Genomic DNA, 16,610 nt, shown 5'->3' with positions numbered 1-16,610 from the left:
TACCGCCTCGCGGTGACATCGTTTTTATGTCAACCTTGGTCTAACAGAGCCATTTCTTTTGCGTATTCGTCGCGCGCACGTGAGGAGACGATGCCAAGTTTGCAGCCGCTATCGGCGAGCGTTGCGATGACTTCAAGCAAACCTGGAAACACGCTGATGGTGCTTTTAAAGCTGGCGGCAACTTGGCACCAGCGATCCAACGTTGCCTGCGAGTAGATCCCAAGTTTCTCAAGGGCATCCTTGCCGGGTATGCCGAGGGCAAAGTCAAGCTCGTGTCGGGGAAGCGTTTTGCTGGTCTCTTCTTGGACAATCTGGACAAGCGATGACAGAACGCTTTCTTCTGTATCTGCCAATGTCCCATCAACGTCAAATACGATATGGTCAAAGTGCTTCATATGATTGCTCCTCTCTGTTGTTTGCCTGCAAGTTTGATGCAGTGACAGAAGAAGGGCTAGCGGGATTTCTGCCTGGTGCTATCGAGATTCTGCCTCGCTGCTCGATAGCTCGAAGGAGTGCACCCCATTTGTTCTTTAAATACCTGGCCAAGATGGCTTGCTGTTATAAATCCGCATTGGCACGCGACTGTCTGTACCGTTCGCGTGGTGTGTGCCAAAAGTTCGCAAGCACGGTTTATGCGGTATGCGCGTAGATATGCCGCCGGGGTCGTTCCTGCACAAGTTTCGATAATGCGGTAACACTCTCTTTCGCTTACGCCGGCTGCAGATGCCATCTGGGGCACATCTATAGCGGCTGCATAGTTTGCGCGGATAAAGTCCAGGATTGCCTTGAACTGTACGTCGCGGCTGGTCATCCAAGAGGCGCCGTCGGAAGAAAAGAGCGGTTCGGTCTTGGCGTTAATCTGAATCCAGAGCTCTGACAAACTATTTCGAAGCGCCATCTCGTTCTGCGGCCGTTGAAGGTCGTGGCTAAAGGAGCTCTTCAGCAAATCGATAAAGGGCATATCGTCGGGATTGGTGGGCGACCATTTGAGCACATCGACGCCTCGACATTGAAGCAATGGGTTGATGTAGCGCTTTTGGAGACGTCCCGCGGGATCGCCGAGCATCGACGGCTGAAAGATATGCAGCATTTGAATGGCTGGCGCCGAATTGGGTGATTGCAGCGTGCTGTGCAAAACGCCGCCGTTGATAAAGCCGGCGGACCCTTCCTCAAAGCGTACGTGCTCATGAGCCGCGTGCGTTCGATAGTCAATCGCTCCCTGCTCCATGTAGAAAAGCTCAACTTCGGAATGCCAGTGCCAGGGGACGGAATTGCCCGGATAGCGAGCGAATTCTGCGCGTTCGGCAATATAGGGCCAGTCTTCGGCGGTCTCGGGAAACGCTTCCTCGCGTCCTCCGCGGTGCAATTCTATGTGATCCATGTTTCGCATGGCATCAGTATAAAGCGCAATGGGCTTAGATTGCTCTTGCCTGTTCGGGGAACGCCTTGTCTAGGGATGCTTGGAGCTTTTCGAAGGATGCTCGTAAGTTGAGGCTCTGATCGGCTGAGCGCTTGGTTTTTGTGGTGGGGGAGTCGAGGAGGCCGTTTCTCTGTGTCGGGGGGAAGGAGAAAAGGTTTGCATGTTTTAGGGATGGCTGCTGTGCTGCGTCATTGGAAGAATGCATGCTTTTGCGGCCTCCTCGATATCCACCAAAAGGATGCGCTCGGGGTTTGCTGCTAGGTCCCGTGCGCTGGCTACATTATGCCGCGGCTGCCGCAAAGAAGCGCTAAAGAAAGGCTTAACCTGGTTTGGTGTTACGATGAAACTGCAGGTCAGAGGTATCGAGTAACACTCTTGAAAGGTTTTGAGCTTAAGGGCTTTCTAAGGTTTGTGACGTGGATGTGGCGCGGACGTGCGTAGCGTGTGAATGCTCGCTGTTAGCGCTGCGGCTCTGTGGCGCGCACCTGCTCGATGACCTTTTCCATCGTGGCGTCGATGCGGTCTTTTTTGAGTTCGCATTCCCAGATGGTTATGGGCGTCCAGCCCATTTGAGTGAGCGCTGCCACAGCAGCACGGTCGCGCTCGACGTTGCGACGGAACTTTGCCTCCCAAAACTCAACGTTGCGCTTGGGCTGGCTTGGGTTGCACTTGGGGCAGCGGTGCCAAAAGCAACCGTTGACGAAGATGGCGATCTTGCGGCCGGGGAAGGCGATGTCGGGCTTGCCGGGTACCTTCCATTCCAAACGATAGCCCGTAAGGCCCTCGGCCCGTAGGCGCTGACGTACGAGCAGCTCGGGCTTGGTGTTGGCGCGCTTGTTGCCCTTCATGGACTTTTTGATGGCGGCGCGACGGCGGACCAGTTCGCGCTCGTCAGCGGAGAGGTCCGAGGTATCGATGCCGTCGAGCAGACCGGGCTTGGGACGCTTTTTGCTGCGGCGTTTAGGTGCGCGCTTGGGTTTGGTGGCGGGTTTGTCGGTTGTGTTGGGCGCGGCGTCATCGGCGGAGCTTGCCTCAAGCCGATCTTCCTTTAACTCAATCAGAGCATCAATGAGCCCCTTGTCGGCGGGCATCCATTCCACCGTGGCAAGCGAGGTGCGTGGAATCCAGCGGATATCAAGCTGGCGGTCGTGTTTCTGGGGCTCATCGGATTCATCGGCGAGCGAGCAGTAGTAACACTCCATGGAGAGATGAAAATCGGGGTAGTCATACTCAACGGTGTAGAAATCACGCAGGTTGGTGACTTTTACCTGTAGCTCTTCCATAAGCTCGCGGCGCACGGCGTCTTCGGGTGTCTCGCCGCGCAGAAGTTTGCCGCCCGGGAACTCCCATAGTCCCTGCATGTTGCCGTAGCCGCGCTGCACGGCAAGCAGCTCGTCAGATCCTTCCTTGCGAATGATCCCAGCGGCAACATGAACAGTCTTCAACAGGAGCCCTCTCTCAACATCAACACATGGCAGACTACGCTTACCTTACGCAACGGTAAGGCAAGCGTAAGCCATATCGATGGTAGCCGACTCGGCTTCTTGCGACTATAGATGCCGTAGACTAATTGCAAGAAAGGACTCGGTATGCAAACCACGCACATGGCGACCCCGGTACTGGAGGTCGCGCATCTCGAAAAGGTATACGGCGCGTTGGGCAACGTGATCCGCGCGCTCAACGACGTCAGCTTCACCGTCAACCGCGGCGAATTTGTTGGCATCATGGGCGCCTCGGGCTCGGGCAAGTCGACGCTGCTCAACTGCGTGTCGACCATCGATAGCGCCACGAGTGGCACCATCCGCATCAACGGCCAGGACGTGACGCGCATGAAGCAGGCCAAGCTTTCGCAGTTCCGCCGCGAGGAGCTGGGCTTTATCTTCCAGGACTCCAACTTGCTCGATACGCTCACGGCGCGCGAGAACATCGCCCTGCCGCTCACCATCGCCCGCACAAACTCGGCAGAGATCTCGACCCGCGTGCAGGATGTGGCCGCGCGCCTGTCTATCAGTCAGGTGCTCGACAAGTATCCCTACCAAATGTCGGGCGGCCAGCAGCAGCGCGTTGCCGCGGCTCGCGCGCTCGTCACCGACCCCACCATGATCATGGCCGACGAGCCCACCGGCGCCCTCGATTCCAAGAGCGCTCGCCTGCTGCTCGAGAGCCTGGAGGCCCTTAACCGCCGCCTGCGCGCCACCGTGCTCATGGTTACGCACGACAGTTTTGCCGCCAGCTACACGAGCCGTGTGCTGTTTATTCGCGACGGCAAGATCTTCACCGAGCTGCGCCGCGGCGACACCGACCGCCGAGAGTTCTTCGACCGCATTATGGAGGTCGTTGCCATGATGGGCGGTGAAGGCTCCGATGCTCTGTAAACTCGCTTGGGGCAACGTCCGCCGCGCCGGCCGCGACTACCTCGTCTACTTGCTGACGCTCACCCTGGGTGTCACGGTCTTCTATGCCTTCAATACCGTCTCGATGCAGGTCGACATTGCCGGCATCAAGGAGGAGGGACTGTCCGAGCTCATGGGCAGCATGCTCGGTTACCTGACGTACTTTTTGGCCGGCGTCATGGCCTTTTTGATGGTGTATGCCAACAACTTCATCATGAAGCGCCGCAAAAAGGAGTTCGGCCTGTACCAGGTGCTCGGCATGCGCCGCGGGCGCGTCGCCACGATCATGGCGCTCGAGACCGTGATCGTTTCGGTCGGCGCCTTTGTCGCCGGCATTGTGCTGGGCGTGGGGCTCTCCCAGCTCATGACATTCTTTACGGCCTCGCTCTTTAAGACACAGATCGCTAATTTCCACTTCTTTTTCTCGGTGCATGCGTTCAACCTGACCCTTGCCTGCATGCTCGTGATGTTTGTGCTTACGCTACTGCTGAACCTTCGCGCCGTGCGCCGTACCAAGCTCATCGAGCTTATGGGCGCCGAGCGGCGCAACGAGAGCATCAAGACGCGCAACCCCTGGATTGCGATCGCCATCTTTGTCGTGGGCGTGGTGCTGGTGGGCGTGGCCTATTACCGCCTGTTGCGCGATGGGTTCCCGCTCACCGCGACGGAGGGTAAGCTGCAGGAGGCCATGAACCAGTTTGGTATCACCACGGCCATGGTTACGGTGGGTACCTTTGCCCTGTTCTGGGGCCTTTCGGGCATGCTTATCAAGCTGCTGCAGAGCCTGCGCAGCGTGTATTGGCGCGGCCTCAACATGTTTACCGTGCGCCAGCTTGCGGCCAAGGTCAACACGGTGTGCTTTTCGATGGGCGTTATCGCGATGATCCTGTTTCTGGGCATTACCTCGGTGACCTGCGGTATGTCGATCGCCAACGTGATGAACGAAAACCTCGAGCGCTATACGCCGGCGGATATGACGCAGACGTATATCTATTACATGCCCGATAGGCTCGACTACTACAAGGAGTATGTCAATCCTTCCGAGGCCGATCGCATGGTGCTGGCAGACGCAACGGTCGATTTGTACTCTGCATGGCACGGTGACCGTATCGATTCCGATAACGTTGCGGAAAGTATCAAGGGCAAGTCGGCAGATAATGGCAACGAGGCCGGAAAGAAGGTCAATATCGCCGACGTTGCCGGCGAGCATGTGCAGATTGATTCGTATCTGAGCTATACGCTTGGCGGCTCGGATCCTTCGGTGACGGCGGGCGAGATGTGCAAGGCCATGGGCGAAAAGCTCCCCAAGGCGCTCGAGGGTAGCAATGCCGATGATATGGGCCTGTTTGTGACGCCGGCGAGCCAGTACAACAAACTGCGCCAGATGATGGGCGAGGAGCCGGTGAGCATTGGCCGCGACCAGTACTTGCTTACGTGCGATATGGGCGGCGAGTTGGGCGACCTGTACACCAAGTACATGGCTGGGGGCCATACCCTCACCTTGGGCGGACATACGCTCAAGCCCGCAACCGATAAGTCGGACGAGGACACGGCTGCCATCGCCAACTCGGCACTCGGCAGCAATCCCGGTACCGTGGTCGTAGCCGACGAGCTGCTGTCCCAGCTTAACCTGCAGCCGTATTCCAGTAATCTGCTCGTTAATTACAAGCAGGGGATGGATGTTACCGAGGCCGATGAGCTCATTAAATACACCATGCTCGACAATCTGCTCGTTGACGGCAAGGAGCCGGGGTCGTGGGGAGTCTTCATGACACGCTCCGAGCTATATACGCAGGCAGCGCAGATGAACGGCATGATTAGCTATCTGGCTATCTACATCGGCTTTGTACTGGTCGTTGCATGCGCGGCAATTCTGTCGATCCAGCAGCTCTCCAATGTGGCCGACGGAAGCCGCAGCTATCGCGTGCTGGCGCAGATCGGCTGTGACGACCGCCAGATTCGCCATTCGGTGATGGCGCAGCAAGCGGTGTTCTTCCTGTTCCCGCTGGCAGTGGGTCTGGCGCACTCCTTTGTGGCGCTCAAGGTGATCATCGAGCTGGTGAGCACGTTTGGCAACATGAGCATCGGCGGCACCGTGGGTCTTACCTGTGCGATTTTCTTGGCAGCCTATGGTGGCTACTTCCTGGTGACCTACCTCATGAGCACCGGCATGGTGCGAGCTGCCATAGCCACCCGCTACAGCGAGTAGCAAGCGGGCAAAACCGTCGCATAACCACAGCGAACAAACGCCGCGAAGGGAGCCGGGCCCCCTTCGCGGCGGTTTTTTGCCCGCCTGATGCATCTCAAAAATAAGTGAGTAGACTTTTTTGGATCTGCCGAGCACATTGCGACAAACGCTCAACAAAACCGCAGGTCAGGGCGGTGGTGTTTTGGGGCGTGCTCGGCATCCCGCCAAAAGCCTACTCACTTGGTTTTACTGCTAGAAAACCGCCGCGAGGGAAAGTAGCTCCCTCGCGGCGGTTTTTTGCGTTTACCCAGATAAAACCTGCCAAAATAAACCTGTCCCTTTTTGGCAGGTTATCGCTTCCAAAAGTGGAGGATGAGCGTCGTGCGGTTTTGCTGTTCGGTTTTGACCAGGATGTTGTGGATGTGGGTCTTGACGGTACCCACGGCAAGGAAGAGCTCGTCAGCGATCTCTTGGTTCGATTTGCCCAACACAACCAGACGCATGACTTCGGTCTCGCGGTTGGAGAGCTTGTAGGCGTTGCGATAGAAGGGCATCTGCTCTTCGATGTGTCGATCAAGATCGCTGACGTTCTTTTCCTCGGGCGCCTCCTGCATGCGGATTGAAAGCACGTGGTAGGAGTAGATGATCAGCAGAATCGCAAAGTAGCAGGCAAAGACGTTTTCGCTAAAGTTGCGCTCGGACAGATATAGTTGCAGCCAAGAGGGCGCCAGACTCATGGGGACAATCAGAATGTTGTAGAAATCCTCGGCAACGATGCAACCGACCAGAATAGCGCCGATAATCAGGTGCTTTTGTTGGTTGTTGACACGTGCCTTCAGCTCGACTTGTGTGCTCTTGCGTGCCGTCCAAAAGATATATAGCCCCACGAAAACAAGGAATACCTGACGCATCGTGTAGTAGAGCCATTGATGAATGGGGCCGTAGGGGACAGCGACGATAATCAGCGACTCGCACAGCAAAAACGTTAAGACGGGGATAGCGAACTGCTTTTTAGAATGTTTGTCGAGCAAGTCCATGGCAATCAGCCAAATAAAAGCCTGCGAAGCGGTCGCCACAAGGGTCCGCAACACAGGCATGGTAATGGAGTAATAGTCGTTGGCCGGAAAACTCTGGTTTTGCAGCGTGTATTCAAAAAAGAAAATCTCGGTCATCTCGATGGCATAGCAGATAAATACGCCGCTGCCATAGACAAAGAAGCGTCGACGAGACGAGGCATAGGCGGCAAGCGAAAGCACTGCCGTCACAATACAGATCACGAGTATTGCTAGGGTATAGAAGAACATCAGGGTGTTCATCTGTCACCGTCCCATCTCATTTAATCTATGGCCGAGCTCTGTATACCTTGTGGGATATAGACGTCTCAACCCTTCGTTCCATTGCGGATTAGGCGCCGAGATACAGCATAGCCGTATACCGTTCGCGGTTCTAGATAGTAAACCCCCTGCAAGCTGGCTACCTGCGGGTTTATATTGGTTTAGAGGGGATGTAACTCCGTGAACGGTCTTTAATCCCGAATAAACTAGGTAAAAATTGCATACGGGTGAATGATGGTCTTGTCAACACGAGGCGTGATGTTCGAGCGCCTCATAGCAATAGTCGGCACGACCGGCGGAAAGGAATCGACATGGCGCTGCCTAAGGATTTCATCGACACCAACGACTTCACAAAAGAGCAGATCCTGGCTATCGAGGATCTTGGCCTGGCAATGAAGAAGGCCATCAAGGTTGACGGCTATTATCCGCACCTGCTCCGCAACCAGAGCCTTGGCATGATCTTCCAGCAGGTTTCCACCCGCACCCGTCTTTCCTTCGAGACCGCCATGTGCGACCTCGGCGGCCACGCTCAGTTCTATGGCCCTGGCACCATTCAGCTCGGTGGCCACGAGTCCCTGGGCGACACCGCTCGCGTCATGGGCGACCTGCTCGACATCATGATGGCTCGCGTTGACCGTCACAAGGACGTCGTCGGCCTCGCCAAGGGTTCCGCCGTGCCCGTCATCAATGGCATGTCCGAGTTCAACCATCCCACGCAGGAGATGGGCGACCTCATGACCATGCTCGAGAACCTCCCCGAGGGCAAGAAGATCGAGGACTGCACCCTGGCCTTCATCGGCGACGCCACCCAGGTCTGCGTCTCCCTCATGTTCATCGCCTCCAAGGTCGGCATGAAGTTTGTCCAGTTTGGACCCAGGGGCCACCAGATCCCCGACGGCGGCCTGCACGTTGGCACCGTTGAGGAGCGCGCCGAGTTCGGCAAGCAGATGATGGCCATCGCCGAGGAGAACTGCAAGGTCTCCGGCGGCTCCGTCGTCATCTCCGACGACATCGAGTGCATCAAGGGCGCCGACTTCATCTACACCGACGTGTGGTATGGCCTGTACGACGAGGAGGTCTCGGGCGAGAACTACATGGACGTGTTCTACCCCAAGTATCAGGTCACCATGGACATGATGAACTTCGCCGGCCCCAACTCCAAGTTCATGCACTGCCTGCCGGCCACTCGCAACGAGGAAGTCGTCGACGAGGTTATGGACGATCCCGAGCGCTCCCTGTGCTGGGTCGAGGCCGAGAACCGCAAGCACTCCATCCGTGCTCTCCTCGCTGCCCTGGGCAAGCGCGCCCCGCTCAACGACGAGGGTGTCGAGTACTCCGCCAAGGCCGAGCTTCACGCCGCTCTCGAGGCTCTCGAGCAGCTCTAAGCCTTAAGCCTGCTAAACGCACGTTTGCGGGCGGCGGATGCTCGTCTCCTGTCGCCCGCTCACCGAGGCTCAGGCAATTGCCTTAGTACCTTGGGCCTCGGATCTGTCCAAGACTGAGCGAAGGAGCTCATCATGAGCGACGGAAAGAAAAAGCTTTCCTTTTTGACGGTCATTTCGACCATCATCTGCGTCGTCTTCGTTTGCGAGGCCGCCGCTCCTGCTGCTGCCATTGGCAACCAGCAGTTCTTCTGGTGGATCTTCCTGATCCTGACCTTCCTGCTTCCCTACGGCATGGTTGTTGCCGAGCTCGGTACCACCTATGACGGCGAGGGCGGCATTTACGACTGGGTACGCGATGGCCTGGGCGACAAATGGGGCGCCCGCATCTCGTACTACTACTGGGTCAACTACCCGCTGTGGATCGCCTCGCTGGCTACCATGTTCCCCGACATTTTGGGCATGGTCTTTGGCGTCGAGTTCAACTTGATCGCCAAGATGGGTATCGATCTTGCCTTTGTGTGGATCGTCTATCTCATGGGCCGCTCCAAGGCGGCCGACTCCGAGTGGGTCCTTAACGGTGGCGCCATCATCAAGGTCGCCGTCGCCGTTATCGTTGGCGCTTTGGGCATTTGGTATGCCATGGAGAACGGTTTTGCGAACGACATGTCCGCTGCCACCTTCCTGCCCGAGCTCACCAACACCAACGCTCTCGGTTACCTGTCGATCATCATCTTTAACTTCATGGGCTTCGAGGTCATCTGCACCATGACCGACGACATGGCCGATCCCGCTCGCGATATCCCCAAGGCCATCATCGTCGGTGGCCTGTCCATCGCCGTGATCTACCTGTTCGCTGGCTTTGGCATCGGCGCCGCCGTGCCGGCCGACTCCATCGATCCCGACTACGGCATGATCGTCGCAGTCCAGACCATGGTGGGCGACTCCATGATCTTTAAGGTCATCTGCATCGCCTTCCTGATCACCCTGTTCGCCAACATGGCCGCTTGGTCCTTCGGCGTTAACTCCGTTGCTCGCTACGCTGCCGAGCACGGCAACATGCCCAAGGTCTTCGCCTCGATGATCTCGGATGACGACATGCCCAACGGCGCCAACCTGGTCAACGCTGTCGTTGCCTCCCTGGTGCTGTGCCTGCAGCTCGTTCCCATCGACGCCATCTCCAACGGTGTCTTCTGGATGCTCTTTGGCACCTCTGTCGTCTTCCTGCTGTTGACCTACATCCCGATGTTCCCGGCGTTCCTCAACCTTCGTAAGAACGACCCCAACCGTGAGCGCATCTTCACGTTCCCGTTTAAGGGCGCCATGATGAAGGTCATGCTGGCCATCCCCTGCATCGAGCTGGTTCTTGCCATCGTTGCCACGCTGATCCCGTTCTCCGCTGCTGAAATTGGCGACAAGGTCCCGATGATCGTTATCTTCATCGTGCTCGTGCTCATCGGCGAGGTCGTCCGCGTCGTCAGCGCTAAGGGCCGCGAGACCGAGTACAAGGGTCTGACCCCTGAGCTCGCAGCCCAGCGTCTCGCTGAGGAGGCCGCCGAGGCCGAGGAGAACTAGAGCACCCGGTTCTGGGGCTCCAACCCTCCTCGTGTACCAACGCGCGCTTCGTCGGGCTTGTCGCTCCCGACTCCGGGCACTCTAGCCTCTTCGGAGGCGTGTCCAAGCGACAGGTTTGCTAACCATTCCCCCGGGGTGGGTGTGAGCGATAGCTCCGGTAACCACCGCCCACCCCAATCTCTCTTCCGTATCCTTCGTGCGTTTTGTCTCCACGCACTTGGTTACGTCGTCGCTTGCCGGTGCGATTCCGTGAAAACCGGCACCGGGCGCCCCGACCTTTGCCGGGGAACGGGCGCCTACCATCTCTTGGTTTTAGGCTGCGGGTAACCCGCCCGCAGCAAGCGATCGTTCGATTTGGAGGAAATCTTATGCGTACGATCACCGAGTCCGAGTCCACCCCCAAGGCCGACGGCTTCTTCATGCCCGCCGAGTTCGCCCCGCAGGATCGCGTGTGGATGGGCTGGCCCCACCGCACCGACACCTGGGCCCACGGCGCCAAGCCGGCCCAGAAGCAGTATGCCGCCATCGCCCGCGCCATCTCCGAGTTCACCCCGGTCTATATGTGCGCCAACCAGGTCGACTACGCCAACTGCAAGGCCGTCTTCGAGAACGACGAGAACGTCACCGTCATCGAGATGACCACCGACGACGCCTGGTTCCGCGACACTGCCGCCACCTACGTCATCAACGGCAAGGGCGAGAAGCGCGCCAACCACTGGCACTTCAACGCCTACGGCGGCCTCGTCGACGGCCTGTACTTCCCGTGGGACAAGGACGAGCAGATCGCCCTCAAGATGGCTGAGCTCTCCGGCTGCCGCCGCTATCGTCCCGACGACATGATCCTCGAGGGCGGCTCCATCACCGTCGACGGCGAGGGCACCCTTGTCGTGACCGACCAGTGCCTGCTTTCCCCGGGCCGCACCTGCTCTGCGGTTCTGGAGGAGGAAGAGGATCCCGAGTCCATCTGGCCCAAGTACCGCAAGAAGTTTGAGCCCTGGAGCGAGGAGCTTCGCGCCTACATGGACGAGCACCTCAAGGATTACCTGGGTGTCGAGAAGGTCATCTGGGTCAAGGAGGGCATCGACCCCGAGGAGACCAACGGCCACATCGACGACGTCGCCACGTTCATCGCGCCGGGCGTCATGGCCTGCATTTGGACCGACGATCCCGAGTATCCGTTCTACGAGCAGTGCCACGCTGCCTACGAGACCCTCTCCAACGCCGTCGACGCCAAGGGCCGCAAGATGAAGGTCTACAAGCTCTGCATGCCCGTGAACCCGCTGTTCATGGACCAGGCTTCCTGCGACACCATCGACGCCGACGAGAACGCCGAGCCGCGCGTCCCCGACGAGCCGCTGATCGCCTCCTACATGAACTACCTCGTGACCAACCACGGCGTTATCGTCCCGCAGTACGGCGACGAGAACGACCAGCTGGCCGTCGACACGCTCCAGAAGATCTACGACGAGGTCTGGGGCGAGGGTGTCTACAAGTGCGTCGGCGTTCAGTCCGAGCAGGTCGTCTTCGGTGGCGGCAACATCCACTGCATTACTCAGCAGGAGCCGTCCGCGTAATTGTCTGTCTTCCCGAGGCACGGCACCTTCCCGTTTATTCGTCGCTTGCGTACCAAAGTACGCGGCGCTCCTCTTTCACGGGAATCTGCCGCACCTCAGAAACCCAGCCGATCAATCGGACAGTCGGTGAATCGCACCGTGACCATCTCGGGGCATTGATGGTCGGTTTATTCGATGTCTTGGTCGGCTGGGTTTTTCTTTGGGCACTCCGTTGCCTCCACTTCGGAGTGCCCGCCTCTTTGATTGAGTACGCGTCTGATCTGGGATTTATTGCGGGTTAGGCCAATTGTTCGCTTGAATATCCCAGGTCAGACGCGTCTTCAATTGCCAAAAGATTCCGGTCGCAATCGCGGCCGTTTTGATCGGAGTATCTATGTACCAGCGTATCGTTATCTACACGCGCCTGTTCCGCGAGCGTTGGTCCAACAATTGCATCCTCTCTTCTCTTTGGGATGGCACCTGCACCGGTGACGCGGCCTGCAACCCTACCTTGGGCTGCGCCTTCGGTACAGATGCCATCCTTTTTGCTGTAGGGGAAGCGTGCCATGGCAGGTAAAAAGTTCTCCCTGTTCGAGGTCATCCTCTCGGTTATCTGCGTTGTCTTTACCATCGAGGCGGCTGCTCCGGCATCTGCCATGGGTAACGTGCAGTTCTTCTGGTGGATCTTCCTTATCATTACGTTTTTGCTTCCCTATGGCCTGGTGGTGGCCGAGCTCGGTACGGCGTTCGATTCCGAGGGCGGCCTGTACGACTGGGTTCGCCTGGGCTTGGGAGACCGTTGGGGTGCACGCTGCTCCTGGTGCTATTGGGTCAACTTTCCACTGTGGGTGGCAAGTATCGCCTGCATGTTCCCCAGTGTCATCAATGCGGTATGGGGCATCGAATTTTCGCTTGGGGTCCGAATTGCCATCGAGCTTACCTTTGTGTGGGGCGTCACGGTCATGGCAATGCAGCCGGTGGCCGAGGCCGATTGGGTCATGGATGGCGGCGCCGTCATCAAGGTGCTCATTACCGCCGTGGTGGGAATCATCGGCATCTGGTTTGCCTGCAACAACGGCTTTGCCAACGACATGTCGTTTAAGACCTTCATTCCAGATCTGGGCGACACCAATTCGTTGACGTACCTATCGATTATCCTGTTCAACTTTATGGGCTTTGAGGTGGTCGCGACCTTTGCCAGCACGATGAAGAACCCGTCGCGTGATATCCCCAAGGCGGTTATTGCCGGTGGCGTGGCCATTGCGGCGATCTACATCATCTGTGGCATTGGCATTGGAGCCGCGGTTCCCACCGAGCATCTTTCACTCGATTCGGGCATTGTGGACGCAGCCGCCGCTATGGTGGGGCGCACCCACCCGCTGACGATGGTCGTGGGCGTGGCCTTTTTGGTGACGCTGTTCGCCAATATGATCTGCTGGAGCTTTGGCGTCAACAACGTAGCGAGCTATGCCGCGCGCCATGGCAACATGCCGCGTCCCTTTGCGTTGGTGTCCAAAAAGACCGGCATGCCCAACGGCTCGGCGCTCATTAACGGCTGTTTTGCCAGTCTGGTGCTGCTGCTCCAGATTCCGCTGGGTGAGGGTTCCGACGTCTTTTGGGTCTTCTTCTCGATGAACGTCGTCTTTCTGCTCATGAGCTATATCCCCATGTTCCCAGCGTTTTGGCGTCTGCGCAAGCACGATAATCGCTCGCGTGTGTTCCGTGCGCCTTTCGAGGGCAAGGTGCTCGCGGTGGCGCTTGCGATTCCCGTGGTGGAGTTCGTGCTTTCGATTGTTGCGACAATCGTGCCGCTTAACAGCTCGCCCGCCGAGATGTCAAAGTTGCCGATCCTCATGGGTGTGGTGATCGGCGTGTTGCTGGGCGAGGTTTCGCGCCTCATATCGCGCCGCGGTCGCAGCATCGACAATCCCGGCGTTGGCGCAAGGGGGACAGGTCGCTTTGCACCAAAACAGTAGCGCCGCGAGTTGTGCGGTGCTAGATGCATCTTGGATTACTGCTCACGCTGCTCGGGATCGGAAACGAGCTTGGGTGCAAAGTAGGGGACGTGGCCCAGGTAGGGGCGTGTTTGAGCGGTGCAGGGCACGTTGTTGTAGGTGAGCGAGCCTCGCAGTCGGGCGACGATTTTGGTGGCGGGCGCAATGAACGTTTTGAACGGTGCAAGCGACGCCACGGCATCTCCTTCCCTGCGTATGCCCTGTGTTTTGGCCCAAATTGATACGTCGCAAGTCTAGCATTCCGCCGCATCGAGCTCCAAACCACCACAAAGGGGACAGGCACCTTTGTGGTGGTTCTGGTCCATATTGGCGGGTTAGTCCTGGGTGTTGCCGCCGTACATGTAGACGATGAAGCCGTCGCCGGTGTCCTGGCTGTGGTCCTCGAGGATGCGTTTCATGTTGAGGTGCTCGTAGAACTGCCAGTCGGAGTTGCAGTCGCTCATCAGGAAGAATTTGGTGCACCCGGCTTTGGCGAGTTCGGCGCGCGCAAGGTCGATGAGCTTGCGGCCGAGTCCCTTGCCCTGCCATTCAGGCATAATGATAATCAAGTTGAGTTGACCCTGGGCATATTCGTTGCCTGTGGCGGCAAAGCGATCCGCTGTGGCCTTTTCGCGGCTGTCTCCAAAGAGCGAGCCCTCGAGCTTGGCATCGGCGGTCTTTGCCATCTCGGTTGCCTGGGCAAACATCTCGTTATAGCAGGGCTCCCACGTGGGATTGGTGCGCGGCTTGCCGTCCTCGAAGATGCCGATGCAGCAGGCGGCGATAATGCGGCCCTCGGTCTCGGCGACGAGTGCGATGGGGGAGCGCTGCAGCTGCATGGCGATGTTAAAGCGCGCGCAGAAATCGGCAGCTTCGACGTCGCCGCGGTTGCGCAGCGTGTTGCACCACAGCTGGTTGTAGATGGCGGCGATGCCGGCCAGGTCATCGAGCGTGGCGGCGCGCAGGGTTACGTTGTCAAGGCTCATGGAGGCTCCTTCCAGGTTGGGTCAGGCCACCTATGAGTGTGACATGGCGACATCGTTGCCGCATCAACCATTCGGCAGACGAGCCTCGAATCCTCGGGGACGGAGGGTCCTAAGAAGGAATGAGGGCGGAATTTCGGACACTTGCTCGATGAGAGTGGATAATCTCCCACTTTTAGCGCTGGTATAGGCCAAAAACGGGAGATTATCCACTCTCATTCTGGGTAGTCGTTGGGGACGTTCTTAAACGACCAGTCATTAAAGAACGTCCCCAATGACTACCCCAAGGAACATCCCAGACTGCCGGCAGAAAAGGAACGTCCCTAACTGCCGCATCCGGAGCAAGACAACGCCGCAGGTAGAGGACGGACAGCGAGCGGGCCGCATTTGAGACAAGGTGACGTGAAACGAAAGGGCGCTGACCTTCTGGTCGCGCCCTTGAAGTTGAACGTCAGATTGTCCAAATGCGGCCCGCGTAACTAAACCCGCTCCGCGATCTCGTGGATGAGGTAGTCGGTCTTTTCCCAGCCTAGGCACGGGTCGGTAATCGACTTGCCAAAGACGCCGCCGTCGACCGGCTGGTTGCCGTCCTCCAGGTAGGACTCGATCATAAAGCCCTTGACCAGCTTGGAGATGGATTCGTTGCGGCGGCAGCTGTCGAGCACCTCCTTGCAAATGCGATACTGCTCCAGCGGACGCTTACCCGAGTTATCGTGGTTGCAGTCAATGACCGCCGCCGGATTGGCATAGCCGGTACGCTCGGTATAGCGCTCGGCCAGGCGTTCCAGGTGCTCGTAGTGGTAGTTGGGGTAGGTGCGCCCATCGAGACCGATGTAGCCGCGCATAACGGCGTGCGCAAGCGGGTTGCCGTCGCACTCAACTTCCCAGTTACGGAAGATGAAGCTCTGGTGCGCCTGCGCGGCGTAAATGGAGTTGAGCATAACGGTGGTAGAGCCGGCAGTGGGATTTTTCATGCCGACGGGTACCGAAATGCCGCTCGACACCAGGCGATGCTCCTGGTTCTCGACGGAGCGTGCGCCCACGGCAACATAGCTCAGCAGGTCAACGAGGTACTGGTAGTTGGACGGATAGAGCATCTCGTCGGCGGTGAAGAAGCCCGTTTCCTCAATAACGCGCAGGTGCATATGGCGGATGGCCTTGACGCCCTCGAGCAGGTCGTCGGGAGCCTCGGGGTTGGGGTTGTGCAGCAGGCCCTTGTAACCGGTGCCCTTGGTACGCGGCTTATTGGTGTAGACGCGCGGAATGATGATGAGCTTGTCCTTGACCTCCTCGGCGGTCTTGGCCAGTCGGTTCATGTACTCAAGTACCGAGTCCTCGCGGTCGGCAGAGCACGGGCCGATGATGAGCACCTTGCGTGCGTCCTCGCCGGTAAAGACCTTGGCGACCTCGGCGTCAAATGCCTGCTTTTTGGCGGTAAGCTCGGCGGAAAGCGGCATTTCCTCGCGGATCTCCATGGGGATCGGCAGCCTGCGCTTGAATTCCATGGCCATATGGGGCCTCCTTTATCAATTAACGGCAACAATTGGCGAATTCTCGAATGCTCGGCATTATCCGCTGTCGCACGCTAAAGTGCAAGTGAAACCTGCCGAAAAGGGACAGGTTTATTTTGGTCGGTTTTATCTGGGGAAATGTCGGCGCTCGCCGGAAGGGGAGGGCCAACGTACGGCACGCTGGAGCAAGTTGGATCTTCTGCGGCATACCCTGTGGACAAAAAATGGCAAATATGAGTACTGTTGCTAGCGTAGTATCATATCGATCTTACAAGAT

14 protein-coding genes are annotated in these 16,610 nt (G+C 57.9%); 6 read left to right on the top strand and 8 right to left on the bottom strand.

The annotated features are described in order from the left end of the window. Positions 1–29 precede the first annotated feature (29 nt). The 3 genes from DXD77_RS07035 to vsr form a co-directional block, all read right to left on the bottom strand. Positions 30–395, bottom strand: coding sequence for an HAD hydrolase-like protein (locus tag DXD77_RS07035; RefSeq protein ID WP_117648295.1), 366 nt, complete (start codon positions 393–395; stop codon positions 30–32). 56 nt (positions 396–451) lie between these two features. Continuing rightward, positions 452–1,381 (bottom strand): AraC family transcriptional regulator, encoded by a 930-nt coding sequence (locus DXD77_RS07030; RefSeq protein ID WP_158549109.1) that lies wholly within the window; start codon positions 1,379–1,381, stop codon positions 452–454. A gap of 497 nt (positions 1,382–1,878) precedes the next feature. Then, positions 1,879–2,865: a DNA mismatch endonuclease Vsr gene (vsr, locus tag DXD77_RS10575; RefSeq protein WP_233506765.1), complete on the bottom strand. Its 987-nt coding sequence runs from the start codon at positions 2,863–2,865 to the stop codon at positions 1,879–1,881. 144 nt (positions 2,866–3,009) lie between these two features. Between vsr and DXD77_RS07015 the strand changes: the two genes are divergently transcribed. Together DXD77_RS07015 and DXD77_RS07010 are read left to right on the top strand one after the other, a co-directional pair. Beyond that, positions 3,010–3,795: an ABC transporter ATP-binding protein gene (locus DXD77_RS07015; protein ID WP_117648293.1), complete on the top strand. Its 786-nt coding sequence runs from the start codon at positions 3,010–3,012 to the stop codon at positions 3,793–3,795. Further along, positions 3,785–6,022, top strand: a complete 2,238-nt coding sequence (locus DXD77_RS07010; protein WP_117648292.1) for an ABC transporter permease — start codon at positions 3,785–3,787, stop codon at positions 6,020–6,022. The genes DXD77_RS07015 and DXD77_RS07010 overlap by 11 nt, the downstream gene beginning before the upstream one ends. 329 nt (positions 6,023–6,351) lie before the next feature. Here the strand turns inward: DXD77_RS07010 and DXD77_RS07005 are convergent, their stop codons facing one another. Then, positions 6,352–7,317: a response regulator transcription factor gene (locus DXD77_RS07005; protein WP_117646252.1), complete on the bottom strand. Its 966-nt coding sequence runs from the start codon at positions 7,315–7,317 to the stop codon at positions 6,352–6,354. A 329-nt stretch (positions 7,318–7,646) separates the two neighbouring features. Here DXD77_RS07005 and ptcA point away from each other — a divergent pair, with 329 nt between their 5' ends. The 3 genes from ptcA (at position 7,647) to DXD77_RS06990 (ending at position 11,866) form a co-directional block, all read left to right on the top strand. Next, the gene (gene ptcA / locus DXD77_RS07000) at positions 7,647–8,720 is read left to right on the top strand and encodes a putrescine carbamoyltransferase (RefSeq protein WP_117648291.1); all 1,074 of its coding nucleotides are present in this window, start codon (positions 7,647–7,649) and stop codon (positions 8,718–8,720) included. 132 nt (positions 8,721–8,852) lie between these two features. Continuing rightward, complete coding sequence (locus DXD77_RS06995) at positions 8,853–10,292, top strand: APC family permease (RefSeq protein ID WP_022093785.1); 1,440 nt, start codon at positions 8,853–8,855, stop codon at positions 10,290–10,292. A gap of 368 nt (positions 10,293–10,660) precedes the next feature. After that, entirely contained in the window at positions 10,661–11,866 is a 1,206-nt protein-coding gene (locus DXD77_RS06990) for an agmatine deiminase family protein (protein ID WP_022094159.1), read from the top strand. Positions 11,867–12,143: 277 nt separating this feature from the next. Here DXD77_RS06990 and DXD77_RS10285 read toward each other — a convergent pair whose 3' ends face one another. Next, positions 12,144–12,413, bottom strand: a complete 270-nt coding sequence (locus tag DXD77_RS10285; protein ID WP_147325424.1) for a hypothetical protein — start codon at positions 12,411–12,413, stop codon at positions 12,144–12,146. On the opposite strand from DXD77_RS10285, the gene DXD77_RS06980 reads away from it, so the two are divergent. Beyond that, entirely contained in the window at positions 12,412–13,821 is a 1,410-nt protein-coding gene (locus DXD77_RS06980; RefSeq protein WP_117648289.1) for an APC family permease, read from the top strand. The genes DXD77_RS10285 and DXD77_RS06980 overlap by 2 nt on opposite strands. 35 nt (positions 13,822–13,856) lie before the next feature. Here the strand turns inward: DXD77_RS06980 and DXD77_RS06975 are convergent, their stop codons facing one another. From DXD77_RS06975 to DXD77_RS06965, 3 genes are all read right to left on the bottom strand, one after another. Further along, positions 13,857–14,036, bottom strand: coding sequence for a hypothetical protein (locus DXD77_RS06975; RefSeq protein ID WP_117648288.1), 180 nt, complete (start codon positions 14,034–14,036; stop codon positions 13,857–13,859). Positions 14,037–14,174: 138 nt separating this feature from the next. Then, positions 14,175–14,825: a GNAT family N-acetyltransferase gene (locus DXD77_RS06970; RefSeq protein ID WP_117648287.1), complete on the bottom strand. Its 651-nt coding sequence runs from the start codon at positions 14,823–14,825 to the stop codon at positions 14,175–14,177. Positions 14,826–15,301: 476 nt separating this feature from the next. Then, the gene (locus DXD77_RS06965; protein ID WP_117648286.1) at positions 15,302–16,333 is read right to left on the bottom strand and encodes a 3-deoxy-7-phosphoheptulonate synthase; all 1,032 of its coding nucleotides are present in this window, start codon (positions 16,331–16,333) and stop codon (positions 15,302–15,304) included. Positions 16,334–16,610: the final 277 nt, after the last annotated feature.

It is taken from the genome of Collinsella sp. TM09-10AT (genome assembly GCF_003436275.1).
Classification (GTDB): Bacteria; Actinomycetota; Coriobacteriia; order Coriobacteriales; family Coriobacteriaceae; genus Collinsella.
Note: the sequence above shows the minus strand (reverse complement) of the source record. Positions and strands in the feature narration are given on the sequence as shown.

What these genes read in the sequence shown, in the direction of transcription:
- DXD77_RS06995 (WP_022093785.1), top strand. Translation starts at nt 8,853, where the DNA reads ATGAGCGACGGAAAGAAAAAGCTTTCCTTTTTGACGGTCATTTCGACC.
- DXD77_RS06970 (WP_117648287.1), bottom strand. Translation starts at nt 14,825, where the DNA reads ATGAGCCTTGACAACGTAACCCTGCGCGCCGCCACGCTCGATGACCTG.
- DXD77_RS07035 (WP_117648295.1), bottom strand. Translation starts at nt 395, where the DNA reads ATGAAGCACTTTGACCATATCGTATTTGACGTTGATGGGACATTGGCA.
- DXD77_RS07015 (WP_117648293.1), top strand. Translation starts at nt 3,010, where the DNA reads ATGCAAACCACGCACATGGCGACCCCGGTACTGGAGGTCGCGCATCTC.
- DXD77_RS06965 (WP_117648286.1), bottom strand. Translation starts at nt 16,333, where the DNA reads ATGGCCATGGAATTCAAGCGCAGGCTGCCGATCCCCATGGAGATCCGC.
- ptcA (WP_117648291.1), top strand. Translation starts at nt 7,647, where the DNA reads ATGGCGCTGCCTAAGGATTTCATCGACACCAACGACTTCACAAAAGAG.
- DXD77_RS06980 (WP_117648289.1), top strand. Translation starts at nt 12,412, where the DNA reads ATGGCAGGTAAAAAGTTCTCCCTGTTCGAGGTCATCCTCTCGGTTATC.
- DXD77_RS07010 (WP_117648292.1), top strand. Translation starts at nt 3,785, where the DNA reads ATGCTCTGTAAACTCGCTTGGGGCAACGTCCGCCGCGCCGGCCGCGAC.
- DXD77_RS06990 (WP_022094159.1), top strand. Translation starts at nt 10,661, where the DNA reads ATGCGTACGATCACCGAGTCCGAGTCCACCCCCAAGGCCGACGGCTTC.
- DXD77_RS07005 (WP_117646252.1), bottom strand. Translation starts at nt 7,317, where the DNA reads ATGAACACCCTGATGTTCTTCTATACCCTAGCAATACTCGTGATCTGT.
- DXD77_RS07030 (WP_158549109.1), bottom strand. Translation starts at nt 1,381, where the DNA reads ATGGATCACATAGAATTGCACCGCGGAGGACGCGAGGAAGCGTTTCCC.
- DXD77_RS10285 (WP_147325424.1), bottom strand. Translation starts at nt 12,413, where the DNA reads ATGGCACGCTTCCCCTACAGCAAAAAGGATGGCATCTGTACCGAAGGC.